The sequence below is a fragment of the Leifsonia sp. ZF2019 genome (genome assembly GCF_019924635.1).
Classification (GTDB): domain Bacteria; phylum Actinomycetota; class Actinomycetes; order Actinomycetales; family Microbacteriaceae; genus Leifsonia.
Genome location: NZ_CP065037.1, coordinates 4,056,278 through 4,078,464 on the forward strand (window position 1 = coordinate 4,056,278; position 22,187 = coordinate 4,078,464).

A 22,187-nucleotide genomic window follows, 5' to 3' on the forward strand; every position below is an offset into this window, starting at 1 on the left:
GCGGAGGGACGCATGGTCGAGCAGGCGGTCGCGGAGTCCGCTGGGCTGACGGAGGCGGAGGTGCGCGACCGCGTCGAACGCGGGCAGACCAACGCCTACGACGCCGCGTCGAGCCGGTGCGCGTGGAGCATCGTCCGGGCGAACGTCTTCACGCTGTTCAATGCGATCATCGCCGCGTGCTTCCTGGTGCTGCTGGTGCTCGGTCACTGGAAGGACGCGCTGTTCGGAATCAGCGCGCTGGCCAACACGATCATCGGATCGGTGCAGGAGTTCCGGGCCAAGGCGGCGCTGGACAAGCTCGCATTGATGCACGCCCCCGCGGCCCGGGTGCGGCGAGCCGGCGAAGTGCGCGAGATCCCCGTCGCCGAGGTCGTGCTCGACGACGTCCTGCTGCTGCGCGCCGGGGACCAGGTGCCCGCCGACGGTGTCGTGACCGCGTCGTCACGCCTCCAGCTCGACGAGTCGATGCTGACGGGCGAGTCGGATGCGGTGGACAAGGCACCCGGTGACCGCGTGCTCTCGGGGTCGATCGTCGTGGGCGGCGAGGGGGTGGTGACCATCGCAGCGGTCGGGGCCGACTCGTTCGCGAACCGGCTCGCGAGCGAGGCGAAGAGGTTCTCCCTCGTGGCCAGTGAGCTGCGCTCCTCCATCGACCGCGTGCTGCGCTGGATCGCCTGGATCGTCGGCCCGATCGCCCTCCTGGTCCTGAACGCCCAGATGATCGCGCTCGGCGGGTGGGCGCACGCGGTCGCCGACGGGCGCTGGCAGCAGGCCGCCGTCAACACGATCGCTGCGGTCGTCGCGATGATCCCGCTCGGCCTCGTGCTGATGACGAGCATCGCATTCGCCGTCGGCGCCGTGAAGCTCGCCCGTCAGCAGGTGCTCGTGCAGGAGCTCCCCGCGGTCGAGGGACTCGCACGCGTCGACACGATCTGCCTCGACAAAACCGGCACGCTCACCGAGGGAGAGATCGTGTTCGACGGCGCGCATCCCCTCGCCGACGATCCGACGGCCGCGCCGCCCGCCGACTGGGAGGCCGTGCTCGCCTGGAACGGCGCCGACCCGGATGCGAACGCGACGGCGCGCTGCCTCGCCGCCGCATACGCACGGCCTGTCGCCGCGCCGCCCAGCGGACGCATCCCGTTCTCCTCCGCCCGCAAATGGAGTGCGGTCGCCTTCCCGGCGGGCGGGGAAGCGGAAGGCACGTGGGTGCTCGGCGGACCGGAGATGGTGTTCCCGGCGGGCGGGGGAGGCGATGCGGGCGGCCGTCTGCGGGCGCGGGCGGTGCAGCTCGCCAGCACCGGACGCCGCACCCTCGTGCTCGCCCACTCCCCGGCCGTGCTCGCGCCCGACGATGTCGCCGCCGAGCGGCTGCCGGCCGCGCTCGAGCCCGTCACCCTGCTGACGTTCCGCGAGAAGGTGCGCGACGACGCCGCGCAGACGCTCCGCTACTTCGCCGAGCAGGATGTCGCCGTGCGCGTCATCTCGGGCGACAACCCGCAGACGGTGGCCGCCATCGCCCGCGAGGTCGGCCTCGACGCACCCGACGGCTTCGACGCGCGCGAGCTGCCGGCGGACGACGCCGAGCTCGCGAGCGTGCTGGAGGCGCACACCGTCTTCGGACGCGTCACCCCCACGCAGAAGAAGCGCATCGTGCTCGCGCTGAAGGCCTCCGGTCGCACCGTCGCGATGACCGGTGACGGAGTCAACGACGCGCTCGCGATCAAAGAGGCCGACATCGGCATCGCGATGGAGACCGGCTCCCCCGCGACCAAGGCCGTCGCCCGGCTGGTGCTGCTCGACGGCAGGTTCTCGCACCTCCCGTCGGTGGTGGCGGAGGGGCGGCAGGTCATCGCCAACATCGAGCGCGTCTCGATGCTGTTCCTGACCAAGACCGCGTACGCGACCGCGCTGGCGGTACTGTTCGGGGCGACGCTGATGCAGTTCCCCTTCCTCCCGCGCCAGCTGTCCGTCATCGACGGCCTCACCATCGGACTGCCCGCGTTCTTCCTCGCGCTCATGCCGAACGCGAGGCGCTACCGCCCGGGGTTCCTGCGACGCTCGCTGAGCTTCGCCGTTCCTGCCGGTCTCGTGATCGCGGCGGCGCTCTGGCTGTACGCGTGGGCGGCGACCTCCGCGGGCATCCCGGAGCAGGAGCTCCGCACCGGTTCGACGCTCATCCTCACGATCGTCGGGCTGTGGGTGCTGACCGTGCTCTCCCGCCCCATCGACGGCTGGAAGATCCTGATCATCGGCGCGATGATGGTCGGCCTGGTGCTGGTCTACTCCGTGCCGATAATCTACGACTTCCTGCAGTTCGCCGACCCGTCGTTCGTGACGGCGGTCCTTGTGCTAGTGGTGTCGGCGGCGACCATCGGCGCCATCGAGATCATCCGGTTCGCGCACCGTCGCTTCGTGAGAAGAACCGCGCCACTCGCCCCGTCCACAGCACAATGATGACGGCGCCCGTGATCGCCACGTCGATGCCGCGGAACCACACGTCGTCGCCCGCGGTGACCAGCACGTAGACGCCGAGCGCCGCGGAGACGCCCATCAGCGCGGTGAGCAGGACGCGCGCATCCCGGCGCGCCCGCCCGAGGCCGGAGGCCAACGACACGACGAGCAGCCCGAGAAGCATCGTCAGTGCACCGATCAATGTCACGACGAAACGGTCCGTGCCGTCGAGATCGGGCAGATAGCGCACGAAGACGAGCGCGATCCCGACCAGGATCTGCCCGATCCCGACCACGTACGACAGGACGATCGCGACCACCAGCTCCGCCGGGGGCCTCGCCGCTCGCGCTCGCGTCATGCTCGGATCATACGGGGTACGAAAAAGGCCCGCTGGGTGCGGGCCTGGACTGCTGCGGTGGGGCGATGCGTGTCAGCGCTTCGCGATCGCCGCGGTCCAGACCGCCTGCAGAGCTTCGACCTCGTCGGGTTCCAGCTGATCCTTGTAGGCCTCCCCCAATCCCGCCCAGCGCACGGCGGACTGTGCCGCCTGACGTGCACCGACGTAGCCGACCGACCGGGCGGATTCGAGGAAGGCGCTGTCGATCTCTGCGACGAGGTCGCGCTCGGCGTCGAGGCGCGAGACCTTGACGCGCGCGGCCTTCTCCAGGGTGGCGCGGCCTCCGCGCTGGGCGGCGAGCTGCAGTTCGACGAGGCGGGCGATCTCGTCCGCGCTCAGCTTGCCGACACGACGAACGAACGTCTTCATGGCAACCTCCGTGATTCTCGAAACGAATCTGACATCTTACCGCGTCATGCTCCGAGAATGTCGGGAGGCGCGCCGGGGGTCCGACGCGCCTCCGTCTCCGCCGCCGCTGCCCGCGCTGCGGCGGCGGAATCAGGCGCCCAGCCGCACGGTGATCGTGTCCCGGCTCGGCTCGTGGTTCGCATCGCCGCCGTAGACGACATCGAGCTGTACGTCGCCCGACCAGGTCATCGGCACCGCGAGCTCGAACCGGTACGCACCGCCGTCGAGCGTCGCCGTCCCCACCGTGTCGGTGCCGCGCACGAGCGTCACCGTCCCCGTCGGGGTGGTGCCGTACTGCGCCTCGATCCGGCCGGTGATGACGGCCGTGCGCTGATCGATGACCTTCATCGAGAGGTTCAGGTAGGCGCTGTCGTTGTACCCGGCCGTCGTCTGTGCCGGACCGAACCCGCCAGCGAGCAGCATCCCGCACACGACAGCCGCCGTCATCAGCAGACCGACGGCCGACCGTCCCAGCACCCCGAGTCGGGTGAGCGTCGTCGCGATCATCAGCGCACCTCCACATTCGTGTCCACCACGGTCGTCGGGGCCTTGGCGACCACGTAGTCGGTCGCCGCTGTTCCCGTGTCACGGCCGCCCGGAGCGACGAACGACACCTCCGCCGGATACGTTCCGGCAGGATGCTCCGCCGGCCCGAAGTCGAAGATCGCCGTTCCGGACGCGTCCGTCCCGGCCTCGTGCTGCTCCCCGTTCAGCTTGAGTTGGACGGTCACCGGCACGCCCAGCCCCGGCACGCCCGCCGCGATGCGCCCCTCCTGCCCGTACACGATCGACGGGGCGTCGACGGTCATCGGCCACTCGGTGACGTTCGGGATGATCGGGGAGAAGAGGTAGGCCTGTCCGGTGCGTCCCCAGATGGTCTGCCCCACGCTGGCGACGATCGCGCGCCCTCCGTCGACTCGAAGACCTCCGCCATTGAGGGATCCGCCGAACCAGTCGCCCGGCCGCGCGCCCGTGCCTCGCAGAACCTGCACCGGCTCAGGTTGCTGTCGCATCAGGTCACCCGGAACGCTCGTCGTCGCCAGGTCCCCGATGTCGTACACCTGGATCTCGCCGACCTCGCCGTCGAGGCGGGTGACGCTCGACATGAGCAGTGCGTTCCTCTCGACGGCCATGTTGAACCCGCCGGCCCGCTCATGCGGCGGCGGCACGATCTTGGGTCCGACCTGATGGAGGTCGGAGAGCGAGAAGCGGTAGATCGCACCCACTGTCGTCGTACCCGCGTCGACCGAGGAGTTGTTCCACCCGCCGAGCAGGTCGCTGGGGTCTTCGGCCGTGTAGGTGGTCTCTCCTGGCGAGGAGACGAAGAGGTCCGTGTCATTGGCGGCGAGGGCGTAGCCGAAGCCGCCGGTCACGCCGCCACTGGAGAACAAGCCGGTCCGGTGCTCGACTGCGTCGACACCCCACAGCGGATGGTCGATGAACATCGCCGGGGTGGACAGATCGTCGAGGTCCCACACGTAGAGACCGCCTGTCTGCACCAGCACGTTGGCCGCGTTTCGCGTCTTCTTCTGGTGAGCGGACGAGATGAGCCACCGATCGGTCAACAAGACCTCGTCACCGAGAAGCCCGTTGATGTAGAGTCCCGTAACCCCCGCACGTTGTACGGCGCCGGTGGCGAGGTCGGCGACATAGACCCCACCCGTGGAGTAGTACGGTCCGATGTCGTCGCTCTTGGCTTCGTATGCTCCGATGGCGAGCCTGTCGCCTCGCAGTGAGAGCGACTCTCCGAAGGTGACGTTCGTGGTGCCGTCGCCGGGGGTGAACACCCGGCCCTCGCGCCAGTGCCAGTCACCGTCGTCGGTCGAGAGGAGGTACTCGAACACTTGATCGCTCTTGTAGGCCCCCACGTAGAGGAGACCGCGTGACTCGTCGAGCGCGAGTGAGGCCCCGAAGTAGCGCGCCCCCGGTGGAGTCGACAGGGTCTGTGAGTCGAGTACCGTACCGGCCTCGTCGACGCGCATCACCTCGACGGCGGCTTCCCCAGCGGTCGAGCTGATCGCACGGGTGACCGCGACGACGTCGTGGGAGATCGCCACGCGCGCCGCGCTCTGACCATCCCAGTTGTAGGACGCTACTTCCTGGTAGACGTCCGCCGCGTTGGACGCGGCGGCAGGCAGGACGGCGAGCACCACTGCGATGAGCAGTGCGGGGAGGGATCTGAGAGCCGTGGGGCGTCGCATCACTTCACCTTCTTGGGGGTTGTCTGGGCGTTCGACGACCACGAGCTGCGGCCGTCGCCGAGCAGGTTGATGGTGTTCATGTTGGTCCGGCCCCAAGCCCAGACACCGCCATTCACATCCACCGCGACGCCGCCGAAGTATTCGGCGGCCACAGCCGCGATCTTCACGCTGAAATCGACCTTGGTCGGCGAGAGCGTGTCCTGCGCCGAGGTCCCATTGCTGGTCGTTCCGATGCCGGTGTTGCCGAAGCGGTTGCCGCCCCACGCCCACACCGCGCCGTTGGCGTCGAGCGCGTAGAAGTGCGACTCGCCCGCCGAGATGTTCGTGAAAGGGGCCTGCCCGGCCGCGCGTCCGACCCGGAGCGGTTTGCAGACCGCCGAGAGCGCGGTGCTCTGCTCGGACTCGTTCGACCACTTGCAGAGTTGCGCAGTGGTCGGATTCAACCCGAGCGTGGTGTTCGACTGGGTCCCGCTCTTCGAGCCCCAGGACCAGACGTAGCCGTCGCGATCCAGCGCATAGGCGGTGCGGCCCCCCATCGCCACCTTGACGATGTTGGAGAGGTAGGGCGATCGCGTCGGCGTGACGACCTCGGAGGTCGAGTAGGTGTCCGAGAGGGCGAGCCCTGCCATGTGGTTGCTGCCCCAGGCGTACACGGATCCGTCGCGAGCGACGGCCATGTTCTTGTCCCATCCGACGGACACGTCCACGAAGTCGATGCCGGTCGTGATCTGCTTGGGCGCATTCCGGTTGACGCTGGCCGAATCGCCCAGCACATGGAACCTCGTCTGTGCCCCGCCGTTCCACGCGCCCCAGCTCCAGAGGTTGCCGTTGGTGTCGATGGCGTAGCTCGTGCTGGTCTGGTTCTGTCCGGTGCCGAGGTTGAGGTAGCCTCCGGCCGCGACCTTGCGGTACTTCGTCGCGGTCGAGACGATCTTCACCGGGGTCGGCTGGTCGGTGTAGGAGCCGAGCGCACCCGTCTGCCCGTAGCCCCACCCCCAGATGTCGCCGTTCTGGTCGATGGCGAGGTTGTGCTTCGGGCCGAGGGCGATCTCCGTGAACGTGGTCCCCGCGGGTACGCGGACCTGCTGCAGCGAGTCCGAGTACGTGCCGACTCCGGAGGCCTGGCCGCCGGCCCAACCGTAGAGCGTTCCGCCGGCGCGCGCCAGCGAGTGGACGTTCGAGAAGTTCTGGGTCGGCACACCGTTGCCGGAGCCGGGAGGGGTCGTCGGCGTCTGCGTCGGCGTCGAGGTCGGTGTCTGGGTCGGGGTGGAGGTCGGCGACGATGTGGACGCGCCCATCGTGACCAGGTAGTTGAACTGGCCGCGATCGGTGAAGTCGGCGCCCGTTGCTCCGATAGTAATCAGAGTCGCGACAGCCGCAACGCCGCCGATACTGAGAAGCACGGGCCTGAGATGTCGACGTCGACGGCGGACGGAACGGGGAACACTCATCGGGCAGACTCCTTGCGCAGGGCTCGTCGACCGGAATTCGGTGGCACTCGTGAGGAGCCGCTCTCGACGTCATCGACGAGTGTTTCCTCCGCCGCAGTGACCTCGACTACCTGATCGAACTCCTGGGGGCGTCGCTCGAATCTGGCCGGGTCGAGCACGAGCAGCGCGGCGATCACGCAGACGAGGACGACACCGACGAGGATCCCTTGGCGTTGCAGGAAATCGGCGACATAGCCCAGGTAGGGAATGGTGAAGAACACGACGGCGGCGTTCGTGACGACGTAAGGTTCAGGATCGGTCACGGCGTTGGCGTCACCCTGGAGCGTGAGCGCCGTGCGCCCTGCCGACTTCTCCATGGACACGATGCGGTGGGTGACGAGCCCCTCGTCGTTCGGGCGCTCGACCATCACGACGTCCCCAACCCCGAGATCAATGGCCGCCCGGTCCAAGGAGAAGGTCATCGCACCGATGGGGATGGTCGGTTCCATCGAGCCGGAGATCACGATGGAGGGCTTGACACCCACGTACAACCCGATGGCGAAGATGAGAACGCACGCGGCACCCACAATCGCGCCGACCGTGAGCAGGACATTGCGGGCGACCGCGTAAATGCGCCAGCCGAGGCTCATCCTCGCCGAGCTTCCGAACGGCGCCGGGACACCGCGAACACGACCACCCCGCCTGCGACCAGCACGACGGCCACCACGATCGCGGCGGTTGCGATCGTTCCACCGGTGCGCGCGAGGTCACCGGCGCCCGAATCGCTCGGGCTCTCGGCGACGGCCGTGAAGACGACGGTGAGGTCACCGCTCTGCCGGGCGTACTCGTTGCCCGCCTCGTAGGACTGGCCGAAGTCGAGAGTGACGCTGGCGGTCGCTCCGGAAGCGATTGAGCCGAGATCGATCGACTGCTGCTCCACCCGGACATCGCCGCTCGACACCGTCACCGGGTGCGGGCCCGTCCAGATACGGCCGACCCGGTCGACGACCGTGACGCTCACACGAGCGGACGAATCACTGACGTTGCGCGTCGAGTAGGTCTGCGACCAGGTCTCGCCCGGAGCCGGCGACTGCACGGTGACGGTGGCGCTCTCCACCGAAAGCAGAGGGTCGGCGGCATGGGCCGCGGTCGGCACGGCGAGAGCGACGAGACCGGCGCCGACCCCGAGCAGCAGGCGGGAGAAGAAGCGCATGGCGACGTTCCTGTTCATTCGAAGGCCGATCGAGCGGTGGGGTTGGTACTCGTTCCGGTGAACTCCACCTGCACGGCGGTTCGCAGACCGGCCACGTCCTCGGGGGCATCGACCGGCAGAGTGATGTCGATCTCGAAGGTGCGGACGCCGCCGGAGCTCACGGGCTCGGGAAGACGGCGGAGAAGCGCGGCGGCATCGGCCCCGCTTGCTTGGTCCATCACAACGGCATCACCCTCCCGAACGGTAAAGCGCAGCTCCTCGAAGAGCCTCAGGGCGTTCTGCCCTTCGGGTGTGTCCGCAGCGGGAGGCGTGATCGCCATGGTGAGCTCGGCAGCGAGCCGCGGGCTCGCGTTGCGCACCGCCATGCGGAAGGTGTGCGCGACACCGCGCTCTAGAAGCCGGTCGCCGTCGAGGTCGAGCGTGAAGGAGGCGTTCTCGGCCTCGCTCGGCCAGGCGGCGAAGTCAGCGCCGATCTCGGCGGCAGTGGTCTGGAGGGCGATGTAGTTGGTGCGCCCGTCGAGATGGGTTACGACGGGCGCCGAGCCGGTGAGAACGGCCGCCGTGCAGACGAAGCTGACACCGATCAGAGCACTCGCGGTCAGCAGTGCGCGCTTGCGTCCGCGAGGACGTTCCGTGCGCACGGTGGAAGAGGGAGGGTTCACGCTCGGCACCATTTCTCAGTCGACGGGCTGGGAGGAGGAAGCGACACCGGTGGCGAGGCGATCGGGGATCATCCCGCCACCGGTGTCGGGGTCGATCAGTTGGCCGCGTGGACGACGGCCTGGATCTTCGACGTCAGACCCGCGAGCGCGTTGTTCGCAGCGTCGGAGCCCTGGTCGGGCAGGTTGACACCGATGGTGAGGACGCCGCCCTCCCCCGGCGCGATCTCGCCCAGGCTCGCGTTGGCGACTGCGGAGTACGCGACGTTTGTCAGACCGGGCAGCGGTGCGCCGTCCAGGGAGACGGTGAAACGCAGCGCGTCGCGCAGCGCGGTGTCGCCGCCGCGGTCCGCGAGCGAGACGTCGAGGTTTCCAGTGGAGCTGTCCTCGTCGTTGATGAACGGGATGTTGACAGACTTCCAGTCGGTGTGTCCGGGGATGAGGGTGTCCGAACCGCGGATGGCGAACGAGACGCCCGCGGGGTCATCTGCTTCCTGCCAGGCGCCAGCGGCCTTCGCACCCGCGAAGGTCTCGAACTTGGGCGTGTAGTCCGCATTGGTCTCGACGACCTGGATGTTGAGCGGGCTGCTCGTTCCGAAGCTGCCGTTGCCGTCGCCCGCACCACCGAGGTTCAGGAAGGCGTTGTCGATGTAACCGGCAGCCGTGGTGAGGGCCGCGACGCCCAGGAGGGCACCGCCCGCGATGATCGCCCGGCGGCGACCGTTGTGCTTGGTCTTCTGCACAATGTTCCTTTCGTGAGTTCGGTGCGTCCCGGGGTGGGAGCACCCGTACCGCTGCTTGTCGCGGACGTGTGTGGGTGGCTCGCTAGGGCGAGACAACGGATCGGCCGTGGAGCTTGATCTGCAGGCTCACGGGTTTGCCGACGACCGCCGCGTTGAGCGCGGCGCCCCGGTCGGAGAGGTAGAAGACGAACTCGAGACGACCCCCGACCACGGGGACCCCCATGACCGCGGGACCGGGCGCAAGTGGCGGACGGAAGGCGTCTGCACCCCGGATCGGCACGACATCGCCGATCGATCGGACGGAGGCCTCGAGGCGTCGATCGGACGCGTTGTCGGATGCGGGGAAGGCGGAGTACACCGAGTACTTGAGCGCCGAGGCCGCCGTCGCATCCGATCCGGGTGCGGCATCGACGCGCACCTGCAGCGTGGATGCGATACCGGGACTACGGTTGGCGACATGGATCTCTATGCGGCACGCGCTTGATCCCGAGGCATCGGACTGCGGACGCAGAGGAAGGGGGCACGCTCCGGCGGGAAGGGTGAGTTCCTGCCCTCTGTCGTCGTCCGCCTGGATCCACGACGTCACGCCGAGCTCCGTGCCGACGCTCCAGTCGCCTGTCTGCCGCCACCGGAACACGAGATCGTAGACGCCCGTCCCGATCGGCTTGCCTCCGCCGGCTCCCAGATTCAGGTACGCGTTGTCCGTGTACGCCGCGACCGTGCCCGTGACGGCGGGAACGACGATCGCGGCGGTCGCGGCCACGGCCAGGGCGCCGCAGACGGAGAGCGCACCGAGCATACGACGGCGGGTCGCGCGGCGCCGCAGGTCACGACGTGTGCGGCTGAGGGACTCCATGCGGGCTCCGGGGCGATCGATGCGGTTCGGGATGACCCCGGCTGTACTGCATGTGAGATGCAGAATCGTCGAGGACATGACCAACCAAGCACCGGCCGAACGGCAACGCAGGAGAACTCACGCCATTACAGCGGCCCAACTGCGGCATCTCCGGAATGCCTATATATGGGCTGCGTAGTCAAATGAGGCTTAAAAGCACTATCTCGCGTCGAGGTGGGCAACCAGGAACGGAAGCGTTCGACGCAGTGCCGCGTCGTCCCCACCGGACGCGAGCACCTCGCCGAGATAGTCCCCGTGGTTCCCGGGGACGACGAGCAGCCGCGCGTCGGCCAGCCGGGACGCGAGCTCCACCCCCTCCTGCACCCGCACCACGTCGCGATCGGCCACGACCACCAGGGTCGTCGCGGTGACGGCGTCGAGCAGCTCGTCCGGGAAATCCTGGAACCCGAGCATGAGGTCGCGATCGAGGTCGAACATCCTCCGTGCGTGATCCGGATCTCCGCTCACAGCCAGGTCCGCCCGACGATACGGAGCGGGGAGGTCGTCGAACGTTCCGGCGGCCAGCCCCTCCCAGAAGCCCTCCACCATCCCGGAGCGGCGGAACGGCGCCGACGCCACGATCAGCCGCCGCACGGCTGCCGGATACCGCCCGGCGAGCTGCAGCGCGACCTGGCCTCCGTTGCTGAACCCGAGCACGTCCACCGGTCCGCAGTGCAGCGTCGCGAGCAACGCGGCCACGTCGTCGGCCGAACGCTCGAACGAGGCAGGGCCGTCGCCGGTCGCCGTGCGGCCGTGGCCCTGCAGCTCGACGGCGAGCACCGAGCGGGTCGGCGCCAGTCGCGGCAGCAGCAGCCCCCAGTTCGACGCGATCGTCGAGCCCCCGCCGTGGAGAAGGAGCAGTGGCGGGTTCGGCGAGTCCGGGTCGCCGTGCCATTCGTGATGCAGCGCGTTCGGGATCACGCGGGAAGGCTACACCCCTGGCGCGGAACGCAACCCCCTGCCGCTGTCGCCGCCGCAGCCTAGAGTGGGGAGCGTATGACAGAGCATCCGCCCGCCTCCCTCTCCGCCCAGCCCGAGCCCGTCGTCGTCACCGGCGGCTCCGACCCGTCCCTCACCCGCTTCGAGCGCGGGGATGTCGTGCGCCGCAAGGGCCTCTTCACGCTCGTCTCCGGGCCGTTCACACCGCGCGAGTCGATGATCGAGGACCTGCTGGCGGTGCACGACGCCCTCGAGGCCGCCGGTTTCGACTTCCTGCTGGTGCGCGGCGACGACGGTCGCCTCATCGTCGCCGTCGACCGGCGCCGGCGCAAGGAGCTGGAGGCCGTGCTCGCCGACGCCTTCGCGAGCGAGCCGTTCTACGCGCGCCCGATCGACGCCGAGGGCCGTCCGGGAGACGAGGCGTTGCTCATCGCAGACGGGCGCCTCTCCCGGCGCAAGGCCGACATCCTGCGCCTCTACCGCCCGCGCCTCGAACCGGTCGGCCGGCTGCGCTACGGCTCCGACACCGCCTTCCAGCTGGAGCTCTGGCGCTTCGGCGACGACGAGATCGAAGCCCCTTGCCCCAACGCCCTCATGCGCACGCGCCTGCCCCGCAGCGAGGCCGTGGAGGCCGAAGTGGAGCTCTACGGCCGCCGCTGGCGCACCCTGCAGCACATGTTCGACCCGCTCGCGAGCGACGTGGCGTTCGACATCGACATCGTCTTCTCGTGGGTGGACGGATCGAGCGCCGAGTACCAACGCCAGCGTGCCGCGCAGATGGCCGCCTATGTCGTCGGCGAGGGCGACGACAACGAGGCACGGTACCGGCAGATCGACGAGCTGAAGTACGCCCTGCGGAGCGTCCACATGTTCGCACCCTGGGTGCGCAACATCTACATCGCCACCGACTCGCCCGTGCCCGCATGGCTCGACGCGGAGCATCCGCGCATCCACATCATGCGGAGCGAGGACTTCTTCGCCGACACCTCCACCCTCCCCACGCACAACTCGCACGCGGTGGAGGCCCAGCTGCACCACATCCCGGGCATCTCGCAGCACTTCCTGTACTCGAACGACGACATGTTCTTCGGCCGGCCGATCTCCCCCGACGTGTTCTTCTCGCCCGGTGGCATCACGAAGTTCGTCGAGGCGGGCACGCGCATCGGGCTCGGCGAGTCGGACCCGGCGCGGAGCGGCTTCGAGAACGCCGCCCGGGTGAACCGCCGCCTGCTCTGGGAGCGCTTCGGCGCCGTCACGACGCGGCACCTGGAACACTGCGCGGCCCCGCTGCGGGTCGACGTGCTGCAGGAGATGGAGCGGGAGTTCGCCGAGGAGTTCCGGCGCACCGCGGCCAGCCCGTTCCGCTCGGCGACCGACATCTCGGTCACGAACTCTCTGTATCACTACTACGCGCTGATGTCGGGCCGCGCGGTCACGCAGACGCAGGCGCGCGTGCTCTACATCGAGACGACGCTGCGGCAGGCGCCCGAGATGATGAAACGGCTGCTGAAACGCCGCGACCAGGACATGTTCTGCCTGAACGACGGGTCGAAGCCCGAGATCCCGGCGGAGGTGCGCACCCGCGTCGTGACCGACTTCCTCGAGCGCTACTTCCCGTTCGCGGCGCCGTGGGAGGTGACGGCGCCGCAGGAGATCACGGCGCCGCAGGAGATCACACCGGGAGCGTGACCGGCTCGGTCGGCGCGTCCAGGCGCGGGCGCGCCGGCGGAATGCGGATGCCGTCAGCGGCGAGCCGGCGTGCCGACTCCTCCGCGTCGATGTAGTCGAGGGTCGGGTACTGGCCGAGCGGGACAACGGAATGCAGCACGGTCGTCGGGTACACGTGCACGAGGTTGAACGCGAGCGCACCGTCGCGACCCTTGGTGCCCCCGACGGGGACGTTGAGGTCCTGCGTGTAGCAGCTCGCCGACGCGACGGAGACGGGGATGCCCGCGAACGTCGCCGTGGACGAATAGTGGAGGTGCCCGGCGAGGATGCTGCGGACGTCGCTGCCCTCGAGCACCTCCGCCAGCTGCGCCTGGTCCCGCAGCTCCACGGAGACGGCGAGGTCGAGGACGCTCGGCACGGGCGGGTGATGCATCGCGAGGATGGTGCCTTCGGGGGCGGTGGTCGCCAGCTCGGCGGCCAGCCAATCGAGCTGCGACTCGCTCACGTCTCCGTAGTGGTGACCGGGGACGCTCGAGTCGAGCACGATGATCCGCAGGCCGCCGAGCCAGTGCACCTCGTCGACCGGCTCGCCGGTGGGCGCATCGCCGCGCAGCCCCGACCGGAAGGCTCCGCGGTCGTCGTGATTGCCCATCACCCAGACGATCCGGGAGCCGAGCCTTTCCGCCACGGGCTCGACGAGCTCCCGCAGCCGCGCGTAGGCGCCGGGTTGGCCGCGGTCGGCGAGATCGCCCGTGAACACGATCGCCTCCGGGCGGCCTCCTGACGCCTCCACCTCGGCCAGCAGGGCGCGCAGGTGGGCGTCGCTGTCGACCGAGCCATAGAGGCGCTCCCCACCTGCGAGCAGGTGGGTGTCGCTGATGTGCAGCAGGAAGTGGTCGGGCCGCGGGTACTCCGCGATTCGCGTCTTCACGCGCACAGTCCACCACCCCAGCCTGAACGAGCCGTGAACGCGCGCGGCGTGGCGATTCCTTGACCCCCGAAAGGGGCAGTGGAACGCGATCTTCTTCATTTCATGCTCTGTCCAGCTGTTCGCGCCTCGGGCTAGCATGCAGCCATGAGCACCACCACGCACGATGAGTACATCGCCGTGCCCTCCCTGCGCCAGGGTCAGCTCATCTCGCTGATCCGCTGGACGAAGGACGCGGACGAGTGGACGTACACCACCCTCCTCGCCGAGTATCTCCACCGGGACGACACCAGCTGGCACGTCGTCCTCGACGGGGAGCCGACCCGGATCAGCCGGGACGAGTGGGCGATCTTCAACTGATCGCGCCCCTCGGGCCGACCTCCCGCGGCGGGGCGCGTCTTGCCAAGGCAGCCCTCGCAGGCGTTGGATGCTGAGAGAACGGCAACCGACGAAGGGGGCAGCATGTCCGCCAGTGAGCTCGAGATGTCCAGCGTCCGCTTCCCGTACCGGGAGCGCGTCTTCCACGTCGAGAAGAAGGCGCCGGGGGTGTGGGTGGTGCTGGACGAGTCCCACGCCGAACTCGGGACGCTGGTGCGGGTCGCACCGGAGGGCGAGGAGCACGAGCCGGTCTTCGGCACGGTGCCGCCCGGGCAGACGGAGACGCTGCGCGAGGGGTCGGACTGGAAGACGCTCGTGTCGTCGATCATCAACGAGGCGATCGACGCGGACGCCGAGCCGTCGGGCACCGGCAACCTCGGGGGCTCCTGATCGCGGCACGCGCACTCCCGCCGATCACGGTCAGCCCGCGGGCAGGTGCGGCGAGTACGATACCCGGGATGAACGCGGCGCTGCGCAGGACACTCGGCTGGATCGCCGCGGTGCTCCTCAACGTCGGCGCGCTGCTCTTCGTCGTCGGGCTCATCGTGCCGCGGGCAGGCGGCACGATCTCGGTCCTGACCGTCGGTGTCGGCCTGCTGATCGGCGGTCTGGTCATCGGGACCGGCTGGTTCCTGTCGTCGCGCGAACGGTCGTAGGCGCGCCGAGACGGCTGATTCTGCGCCGCCTCGGCGCGATTCGTGCGATTTTCGGCCGCCTCGGCGGCCGGAGCGGTGCGCGGATCAGTCCGGAGGCTCGGTGTTCTGCACGAGATCGGGGTTGGACGGCTGCTGCGCCGGGTCGAAGTCGGCGGGCGGAGGCTCGGCCGCGTCCCCTCCCGTGGTGTCTGCGGTCGTGACGTCTTGCGCACCCTCGGGAGACACACCGGTCTCGCCGGGCTCGCTGACGTCGTCCGACGTACCGTCCTCGCCGGGCGCGGTCTCCGGCGGTTCGGCCGCCTGGGCGTCGGCGGCATCGGCGGTGGAGCCGGCCTCGAAGCGCTCGGGGCGCTCCTCTGCGGGCACCCCCTCGGCGTCGGCGTTCTGCAGTCCACTGGTGTCGCTCATGGCGTGCCCTCCTCGCTGTACGGAGTGACCGCTTCGTCGTCGGATGCATCGTCCACCCGGTCGCGGTCGAGGTCGCGAACGACCTCCTGAATCACGTTCTGGTCGGCGGTCGGCTCCACGGAGCCGCCGTCGTCGCCCTCGAGATCGCCGGCCAGTCCGTTGGTGGGGTCATGGCCGACGATCGGTTCCTGCTCCGTCGGATCGCTCATGACGCACACGAAACGCCGAACCCCCTCGCTCTCGCAAGGGGGTTCACCGCGTCGGAAGAGCGGCGTAGGTTTGCGGCGTATCTGATGAACATCGCGGCTGATCGTCGAGAGCCTCGGCGGGTCGACAGCCTCGGTGGCGGGTCGGGATTCCGGTTGCTCATCGCCGATGCCGAGCCGGCGCTGGTGAAGTCTTCCTGTGCATCGTCATCGATGGCGAGGATAAGGTGACCGCGTGATGTTCGACGGCAGTAGGAAGAAGCAGGCGGCAGCGGCGCGCGCGTCGCTCGCGCGTGACGCCCAGGCGGCCGGGTGGGTCTGGCAGGGCCCGACCCCGCCGCCACCGCAGGAGATCTGCGAGGCGGCGCTGCGCGGCACACGTCGCTCAGCCCTGCCCTGGACGAACGGCATCCAGCCCGTCTGGACGGTCGGGCTCGCCGACGGCGTCAGCGGAACCGTCGGCGACCGGGCCTTCGTCGCCGGCCGCCTGGCGGGGTATGCCCGTGGCACCACCAACGACGGGACGGTGTTCGGTCACCTCACGGAGACGACGATCGTCTGGTCCGCGCTTCCCGCTGCGCTGCCCGAGATCCGTCTCGTCGACCGCAGCGGCACCCAGGACGACGCCGGCATCCGGCTCCCGGCGACGACCGCGCCCGGGGAGGCGGGAGCGCGATGGTCCGCCGAGGGGTTCCTGCCGGCCTTCGCTTCCGACGTGCTGACAGCGGACTTCATGGCCGCACTGGAGGCGGCGGCGCCCTGCTCCGCGATCGTCATCCGCGCCGGCGTCATCCTCGCCTACGGGTTCGAGCCGTGGGATGCCGCCGCGATCCGCGACCGCGTGACCACACTCGACCGTCTCATCCGTGCCGTGCCCGCCCCCTGCTGGAATCGTGCGGATGCGCTCGTCGCCGGTACCGGGGTCTTCCCTCACGACATCGCCGACGGCGACCGTCTGCGACTGGACCACCGCCTCGTCGGCCCCGACTGGCAGGGCGGGGGCTTGTCGAAGTTCCGGTGGGAGGACGTCGACACGCTGGACAGCCGGGTCGTTTTGAGCGGACGCGAGTCCGTCGAACTCGAGGTGTATCCGATCGATCGGGAGCCCGCCGGACTCGGGCGTGGCGCAGGGGTGCAGTTCGGCGGCTTCGGCGACCCGCTCGCCGAAGCCGCCGCCCGCGGCATCCCCACGGTCGCCTCCACCCTGCAACCGCCCCCGGCGTAGGCTCAGCGCCTCACCCGGGGGGGGCGATGCGCGAAGGGTCCGCTGCCTCCCGCGCTCCCGCGGGCCGACGATCCCGGCCCCGCTCTACGCGTTCGCCGCGGCGACCAGCTGGTCGAGCTGGTCGCTCGTGATGGCGTTGCCCGAGAGGGCGGCGGCGCGCACGAGGGGGATGGCCTCGGCCATGCGGCGCATCCCGGGGTCGGCGAGCAGGCCCGAGATGGCGGCGTCGCCCGACTGGGCGAGCGCGGCGCCGAGCACCTGGGAGCCGACCGGGTGGTCGAGCCACTCGCCGAGCGTGGACTCGGCGGACAGCGGTACAGACGTGCCGTCGCCGGCGAGCGCGAGGGTGACGGTGCCGCGCAGGTCGCGGGAGGAGGCGCCGACCGACACCTCGTAGTCGCCGCCCTCGACGATCCAGCCGCCGAGGTCGATGTCGTAGTACGCCAGATCGTCGGCGGGGATCTCGATGACGACGGTCTCGGTCTCACCGGCGGCGACGGCGACGTTCGCGAAGCCCTTCAGCTCGCGGATGGGGCGGGTGACCGCCGAGCCCGGGAGCGCGACGTAGACCTGCACGACCTCCCGGCCGTCGCGGGCGCCGCTGTTGGAGATGTCGACCGTGACGCGGATGCCGCCTTCGGCCGTGGCTTCCACGGCAGGGGCCCCGAAGTCGAAGGTCGTGTACGAGAGGCCGTGCCCGAACGGGAAGCTCACGGCGACATCGCGCGCGTCGACATCGCGGTAGCCGACGAACAGGCCCTCACCGTAGCGGACGTGCCCCTTCTCGCCCGGGAAGTTGAGCGACACGGCGGAGTCTTCGAGGCGCAGCAGCAGAGTCTCGGCCAGGCGGCCCGACGGGTTCACGACACCGAAGAGCACGTCGGCGATCGCGCCGCCGCCGGCCTGGCCGAGCAGCCAGCCCTCGACGATCGCGGGAACGCGGTCGGCCCATCCCGAGACCCGCACCGCGCCACCGTTGGAGAGCACGACGGCGACGCGCGGGTTGGCGGCAAGCACCGCCTCCAGCAGTGCGGTCTGTGCGGTGGGAAGTTCGATGTGCTCGCGGTCGAAGCCCTCGGACTCGTCCTCGCCGGGGAGACCGAGGAAGAGCAGGACGTCGTCGGCGGAGGTCGCCGCGGCGACGGCCTCCGCCGTCAGGGAGGCGGCGTCGCCCTCACTGCCGAGCGCGTAGCCGGCGGCGAAGGAGACCTCGGCGTCACCGGCGAGCGCGCGGATCTCGTCGAGCGCGTTGTCGAGGCGGGTCGGGACGATCTGCGACGAGCCCGCGCCCTGGTAGCGCGGAGTGCGGGCGAACTCGCCGATCACGGCGATGCGGCGCCCCGCTGAGGCCGCGAGCGGCAGCACACCGTCGTTCTTGAGGAGGACGATGCTGCGGCCGGCGACCTCCCGGGCGAGCGCGTGGTGCGCATCCACGTCGTAGGTCGCCTCGGGGTCGAGGTTGTCCACCGACTTCTGCACGAGGTCGATGACGCGCTGCGCGCCGGTCTCGAGCACCGCCTCGTCGAGCGAGCCGTCGCGCACGGCGGCGACGAGCTGCGCGTCCGTCGAGCCGCCCGTCGAGGGCATCTCGAGGTCGAGGCCGGCGATGAGCGCCGAGACCCGGTCGTTGACCGCACCCCAGTCGGAGACGACGAGGCCGTCGAAGCCCCACTCGTCGCGCAGCACCGTCGTGAGCAGCCACGGGTCCTCGCTGGCGTAGACGCCGTTGATGCGGTTGTAGGAGCACATGACCGTCCAGGGCTGTGCATCCTGGACGACGCGCTGGAACCCGCGCAGGTAGATCTCGCGCAGCGGTCGCTCGTCGACGTCGGCGCTCACGCGCATCCGGTCGGTCTCCTGGTTGTTGGCGGCGAAGTGCTTGAGGGAGGCGCCGACGCCCTGCGACTGGAGGCCGCGCACCAGGGCCGCGCCGAGACGCCCGCTGACGATCGGGTCCTCGGAGAGGTACTCGAAGTTGCGGCCGCAGAGCGGCGAGCGCTTGATGTTGATGCCCGGGCCGAGCAGCACGCTGACGCCTTCGGCCTTGGCCTCCTCGCCGAGGGCGCGGCCGACGCGTTCCAGCAGGCCGGCGTCCCACGAGGAGCCGAGCGCGACGGCGGGCGGGAAGCAGGTGGCGGGCACGCTGTCGCCGATGCCGAGGTGGTCGCCGCCCTGGCTCTGCTTGCGCACGCCGTGCGGGCCGTCGGTCAGGTAGATGGAGGGGATGCCGACGCGCTGCACCGCCTCGGTCTCCCAGAAGCTCGCGCCGGAGGTGATCGACGCCTTCTCCTCAGTGGTCAGTTCGGGTGCGCGGACGAGACGGTCGACCATGGTTCTCCTTCGATGTGGTCGGCGGGCGGTGGCAATACCTTACATCACTCGGTTTTAAGGGCGGAAGGGTTCTCAGGGACTTCACGTCACAGGCGCCGGGAGAGATCCCGCAGAGCCGTCATGTACTGCGCCGACGCGGGATACCCGGGATGCGTCGCCACCTTGACCAGGTAGCGGGCGGGCCCGAACTCGTCGGCGCCGCGGTCGATGTCGTTGTCGTCGTAGGAGTCGTCGGGGAAGCCGAGATAGTCCGTCCGGCGCCAGAGGTTGATCCACGCGATCTCGCCGTCCGGCTGGGTGAGCAGCTCGCGGAGCGTCGGCTCCGGGCCGTCCCCCGGCCGCTCGACCGGAGGGTCGGCCTGGTCGCGATTGACCTGCCGCAGCCACGGGTCGGCGCTCCACAGCGATGGCCCGGCGCTCCTGCGCACTCCCAGGACCTCGCCGCCGAACAGTTCGGGGAAGAAACGGCCGAAGAACGCCCGCAGCTGGGTGCCGTAGGTGAGGAGGCCGACGTTGCGCAGGCCGCCCGTCGTGTCGGCCCCCAGCGTGAAGAGGCACGAGACCGCGAGCACTCCGCCGAGGCTGTGCGCGCTCAGGATGACCTTGCGCCGCTGCGGCGTGCCGAGCGCGGCGAGCTCGTCGTCGGCCCTCTCGAGCTCGGAGCGCGTGTCGCGACCGTCGACGATCCTGCCCGCCAGCAGATCCGTCTCGAGCCACGCGACGATGCGGCCGCGCAACTCCGGGATGACGCGCTCGGCGTAGCACGGCGGGCCATAGGGATGGCCGGCCCGCGGCAGGAAGCACATCAGGTCCCACATCACCCCGATCGGCCGCTCCTTCGTGGCGATGGCGTTCTCGGCGATGGTGACGATGGCGGACACCGCGATCAGCCCGAGCGCGGGCAGCGCGAAGTCGAGCAGCGCGGTCGGGCGCCAGGTGTCCGGGAACGACACCGCCACCGCGCAGCCGACGGCGAGGAGGCCCGCGAGGGCGCCGAGGATCGGTTCGCCGCGGTGGAACAGACCGGCGAACCGGCGGGCGTGCAGCATCCGGGTGGTGAGCTTGCCGGAGGTCGTCGTCAGGGGCACGTGCCCGTCGCGGTAGCGGCGCAGCGGCGCGAGCAGCGGACGGCCGCCCTCGGTCCGCGGCGTCGTGAACTGGGGCGTGGTGCGCATCCGTGCCACCGCGACGACGGCCACGAGCAGGAGGAGGAGCACCGCGAGCACCGGGACCGTGCTGCCGAAGTTGCGGTACGCGCCGGGGGTGATCAGGGCCGCGTCCCCCGGCGAGAGCGGGCAGATCGGGACCGCGCCGGGAGAGCTGAGCCAGCACTGCGCCCCGAGCACCACCAGCGTGGAGAGCAGCATCGCGCCTCCCAGCGAGAGCAGCAGGACGACGCCCGGGCCGGTTCCGCCCCAGCCTTCGTAGCGGAGCACCTCCCGTCGCCGGGCCCGGGACGGCTGGAAGGCGATGACCAGCGCGAGCAGCACGAGGGCGCCGAGGCTCATCGAGTAGGCGATGATCGAGGGCGGCTCCGGCGGCCTCCCGTCCGGGGGGAGGAGCACCGCGAGCGCCACCGCGAGCCCGGCGACCACCACGAGCGCGATGCAGGCGACCGCCGGAAGCCACTCGCGCACGCGCGCTGCGGACCTCGGCCACTCCGGGAGCCTCCGCCAGCCGAGGGCGGAGAGTGCGATCGCCAGCAGCACGCCCGTCACGATGGCGGGGGAGATCACCAGTCCGAGGAACGGGATGCGCGCGTAGTTCAGGTGCGGGTCGGGCACCGCGACCGCCACGAACACCAGGACGTAGACGGCGACGGACACGAGGAGCGTCCATCCCGCCCACCTCTCCCGGAGCCGCAGCCTGCGGCGGACGAGATTGCGGCGCGCGGCGGTCGAGACGGTCCGCGACGGCCTGGTCACCGTGTCGGTGTCGGCCATGACGCGGGCGATCGCGACCACGAGACCGACGATCGCCGCGAGGACGGCCGCCGACACCCACCATCGGGCGAGCGGAGCGGGCTCCCCGCCCCAGCACGCCGCCGGGATGCGACTGCTGCCGCGAGAGCACGCCGCGAACACGTCGTCCCAGCCGAGCAGGATGCTCACGAGGAAGAGGGAGCCGGCGAGGTGCAGCAGTTCGGAGGGGAGCCTGACCCTCGTCATCCCCCAGAACCCCTCCGTCGCCAGCGGTGTGCGGCCGTTCGGATCGGCCGCCGCCGCACCGCCGCGCTCCTCCGCGTGGCGCATCTTGTCGACCGTGCCGAAGATCCCGGCCTCGTAGCGTGTGCGCGCCGTGTGCGAGACCACCAGCAGCACGACGACTCCCAGCACCGGCACGAGGGAGAGCATCGCCAGCCGGATTCCCCGGCGGTCGAAATCGGGCAGGGCGAAGAAGTCGTTCAGCCAGCCCGGCATCGACGGGCAGGAGGCGGTGCCGGCCAGGCACTGCGAGCCGATGAGGTCGAGCGCCACCGAGGCCAGGGCGCAGACGTAGAGCAGGGTCAGGCAGAGTGCGAAGACGCGGAGGGAGGCTGCGCCGCGCCCGGCCCGCCACTCTCCTGCCACGATCTGCCGGGGGATGCGGCGCGTCCAGTACGCGGTGTTGCACAGCCCGAAGGGCAGGATGAGCAACCACGCGAGCTGTACGAAGAACTGCCCGACGACGACGAGCGCGCCGCCGCCGTACCGGGCCATGAGTCCCCAGGAGTACCCCTCGCGGCGGATACGGCTCGGCGGGTACGCCGGATCGGTCGGGTCGACAGGGTCGACGGTCGGCACGAAGAAGCCGCCGTTCTCATCCGCCTGATCCGGCCGCACCTCCCCCGGGGGCACGCCGAGCATCTCGGCGGGGGGCGTGTTCTTGATGCCGTGGATGCGCAGTTCGAGGATGTCCTGCTCGGGGGCGCCCCCGCGGCGCGCACCGAACAGCGTGCTGAACCAGCCCATGAGACCCCTCTCGCGCAGACCCTCGCGCGCGCAGGGTACCGCTCCGCGACGATGTGCGGCCAGCCTCGGATTCCGTGCCGAATCGGCGGCGCTCTAC

At 70.1% G+C, this 22,187-nt stretch carries 22 protein-coding genes; 6 read left to right on the forward strand and 16 right to left on the reverse strand.

Going from position 1 to position 22,187, the window contains the following annotated elements:
* Positions 1-12: 12 nt before the first annotated feature.
* The gene (locus tag IT072_RS19730) at positions 13-2,457 is read left to right on the forward strand and encodes an HAD-IC family P-type ATPase (RefSeq protein ID WP_223358536.1); all 2,445 of its coding nucleotides are present in this window, start codon (positions 13-15) and stop codon (positions 2,455-2,457) included.
* Here the strand turns inward: IT072_RS19730 and IT072_RS19735 are convergent.
* The 11 genes from IT072_RS19735 to IT072_RS19785 all read right to left on the reverse strand — a co-directional run bounded on the left by IT072_RS19735 (position 2,390) and on the right by IT072_RS19785 (position 11,321).
* A complete protein-coding gene (locus tag IT072_RS19735; RefSeq protein ID WP_223358537.1) occupies positions 2,390-2,812 on the reverse strand; it encodes a hypothetical protein in 423 nt (140 codons plus the stop codon). The two genes, IT072_RS19730 and IT072_RS19735, sit on opposite strands and share 68 nt — an antisense overlap.
* Positions 2,813-2,884: 72 nt before the next feature.
* The gene (locus IT072_RS19740) at positions 2,885-3,220 is read right to left on the reverse strand and encodes a hypothetical protein (RefSeq protein ID WP_223358538.1); all 336 of its coding nucleotides are present in this window, start codon (positions 3,218-3,220) and stop codon (positions 2,885-2,887) included.
* A gap of 129 nt (positions 3,221-3,349) precedes the next feature.
* Positions 3,350-3,766, reverse strand: coding sequence for an Ig-like domain-containing protein (locus tag IT072_RS19745; RefSeq protein ID WP_223358539.1), 417 nt, complete (start codon positions 3,764-3,766; stop codon positions 3,350-3,352).
* Entirely contained in the window at positions 3,766-5,460 is a 1,695-nt protein-coding gene (locus IT072_RS19750; RefSeq protein WP_223358540.1) for an FG-GAP repeat protein, read from the reverse strand. The genes IT072_RS19745 and IT072_RS19750 overlap by 1 nt, the downstream gene beginning before the upstream one ends.
* Entirely contained in the window at positions 5,460-6,863 is a 1,404-nt protein-coding gene (locus IT072_RS19755; protein ID WP_223358541.1) for an RCC1 domain-containing protein, read from the reverse strand. The genes IT072_RS19750 and IT072_RS19755 overlap by 1 nt, the downstream gene beginning before the upstream one ends.
* Before the next feature lie 44 nt (positions 6,864-6,907).
* Positions 6,908-7,540, reverse strand: coding sequence for a signal peptidase I (locus IT072_RS19760; protein WP_223358542.1), 633 nt, complete (start codon positions 7,538-7,540; stop codon positions 6,908-6,910).
* The gene (locus IT072_RS19765) at positions 7,537-8,121 is read right to left on the reverse strand and encodes a hypothetical protein (RefSeq protein WP_223358543.1); all 585 of its coding nucleotides are present in this window, start codon (positions 8,119-8,121) and stop codon (positions 7,537-7,539) included. The genes IT072_RS19760 and IT072_RS19765 overlap by 4 nt, the downstream gene beginning before the upstream one ends.
* Positions 8,118-8,765, reverse strand: coding sequence for a hypothetical protein (locus IT072_RS19770; protein ID WP_223358544.1), 648 nt, complete (start codon positions 8,763-8,765; stop codon positions 8,118-8,120). The genes IT072_RS19765 and IT072_RS19770 overlap by 4 nt, the downstream gene beginning before the upstream one ends.
* A gap of 95 nt (positions 8,766-8,860) precedes the next feature.
* Positions 8,861-9,505, reverse strand: coding sequence for a hypothetical protein (locus tag IT072_RS19775; RefSeq protein ID WP_223358545.1), 645 nt, complete (start codon positions 9,503-9,505; stop codon positions 8,861-8,863).
* Between the two features lie 82 nt (positions 9,506-9,587).
* Positions 9,588-10,361: a hypothetical protein gene (locus IT072_RS19780; protein WP_223358546.1), complete on the reverse strand. Its 774-nt coding sequence runs from the start codon at positions 10,359-10,361 to the stop codon at positions 9,588-9,590.
* A 198-nt stretch (positions 10,362-10,559) separates the two neighbouring features.
* A complete protein-coding gene (locus IT072_RS19785; RefSeq protein ID WP_223358547.1) occupies positions 10,560-11,321 on the reverse strand; it encodes an alpha/beta fold hydrolase in 762 nt (253 codons plus the stop codon).
* A gap of 75 nt (positions 11,322-11,396) precedes the next feature.
* Between IT072_RS19785 and IT072_RS19790 the strand changes: the two genes are divergently transcribed.
* On the forward strand, positions 11,397-13,028 hold the full coding sequence (locus IT072_RS19790) for a stealth family protein (protein WP_223358548.1): 1,632 nt from the start codon (positions 11,397-11,399) through the stop codon (positions 13,026-13,028).
* Here the strand turns inward: IT072_RS19790 and IT072_RS19795 are convergent.
* The gene (locus IT072_RS19795) at positions 13,012-13,938 is read right to left on the reverse strand and encodes a phosphodiesterase (protein ID WP_223358549.1); all 927 of its coding nucleotides are present in this window, start codon (positions 13,936-13,938) and stop codon (positions 13,012-13,014) included. The genes IT072_RS19790 and IT072_RS19795 overlap by 17 nt on opposite strands.
* A 144-nt stretch (positions 13,939-14,082) precedes the next feature.
* Here IT072_RS19795 and IT072_RS19800 point away from each other — a divergent pair, with 144 nt between their 5' ends.
* The 3 genes from IT072_RS19800 to IT072_RS19810 all read left to right on the forward strand — a co-directional run bounded on the left by IT072_RS19800 (position 14,083) and on the right by IT072_RS19810 (position 14,969).
* Positions 14,083-14,295 carry a hypothetical protein gene (locus IT072_RS19800; RefSeq protein WP_223358550.1) on the forward strand — a complete coding sequence of 71 codons (213 nt, stop codon included), beginning with the start codon at positions 14,083-14,085 and terminating at the stop codon, positions 14,293-14,295.
* A gap of 102 nt (positions 14,296-14,397) precedes the next feature.
* A complete protein-coding gene (locus IT072_RS19805) occupies positions 14,398-14,703 on the forward strand; it encodes a hypothetical protein (RefSeq protein ID WP_223358551.1) in 306 nt (101 codons plus the stop codon).
* 68 nt (positions 14,704-14,771) lie between these two features.
* Positions 14,772-14,969 (forward strand): hypothetical protein, encoded by a 198-nt coding sequence (locus tag IT072_RS19810; RefSeq protein WP_223358552.1) that lies wholly within the window; start codon positions 14,772-14,774, stop codon positions 14,967-14,969.
* Positions 14,970-15,053: 84 nt separating this feature from the next.
* Here IT072_RS19810 and IT072_RS19815 read toward each other — a convergent pair whose 3' ends face one another.
* Both IT072_RS19815 and IT072_RS19820 read right to left on the reverse strand, forming a co-directional pair.
* On the reverse strand, positions 15,054-15,377 hold the full coding sequence (locus tag IT072_RS19815) for a hypothetical protein (RefSeq protein ID WP_223358553.1): 324 nt from the start codon (positions 15,375-15,377) through the stop codon (positions 15,054-15,056).
* Complete coding sequence (locus IT072_RS19820) at positions 15,374-15,586, reverse strand: hypothetical protein (protein WP_223358554.1); 213 nt, start codon at positions 15,584-15,586, stop codon at positions 15,374-15,376. The genes IT072_RS19815 and IT072_RS19820 overlap by 4 nt, the downstream gene beginning before the upstream one ends.
* Positions 15,587-15,821: 235 nt before the next feature.
* Between IT072_RS19820 and IT072_RS19825 the strand changes: the two genes are divergently transcribed.
* Positions 15,822-16,808, forward strand: a complete 987-nt coding sequence (locus tag IT072_RS19825) for a hypothetical protein (RefSeq protein WP_223358555.1) — start codon at positions 15,822-15,824, stop codon at positions 16,806-16,808.
* An 84-nt stretch (positions 16,809-16,892) separates the two neighbouring features.
* On the opposite strand, the gene IT072_RS19830 is transcribed toward IT072_RS19825, so the two are convergent.
* Positions 16,893-19,139 carry a glycoside hydrolase family 3 C-terminal domain-containing protein gene (locus tag IT072_RS19830; RefSeq protein WP_223358556.1) on the reverse strand — a complete coding sequence of 749 codons (2,247 nt, stop codon included), beginning with the start codon at positions 19,137-19,139 and terminating at the stop codon, positions 16,893-16,895.
* A gap of 86 nt (positions 19,140-19,225) precedes the next feature.
* On the reverse strand, positions 19,226-22,090 hold the full coding sequence (locus IT072_RS19835) for a hypothetical protein (protein WP_223358557.1): 2,865 nt from the start codon (positions 22,088-22,090) through the stop codon (positions 19,226-19,228).
* Between the last annotated feature and the right edge of the window lie 97 nt (positions 22,091-22,187).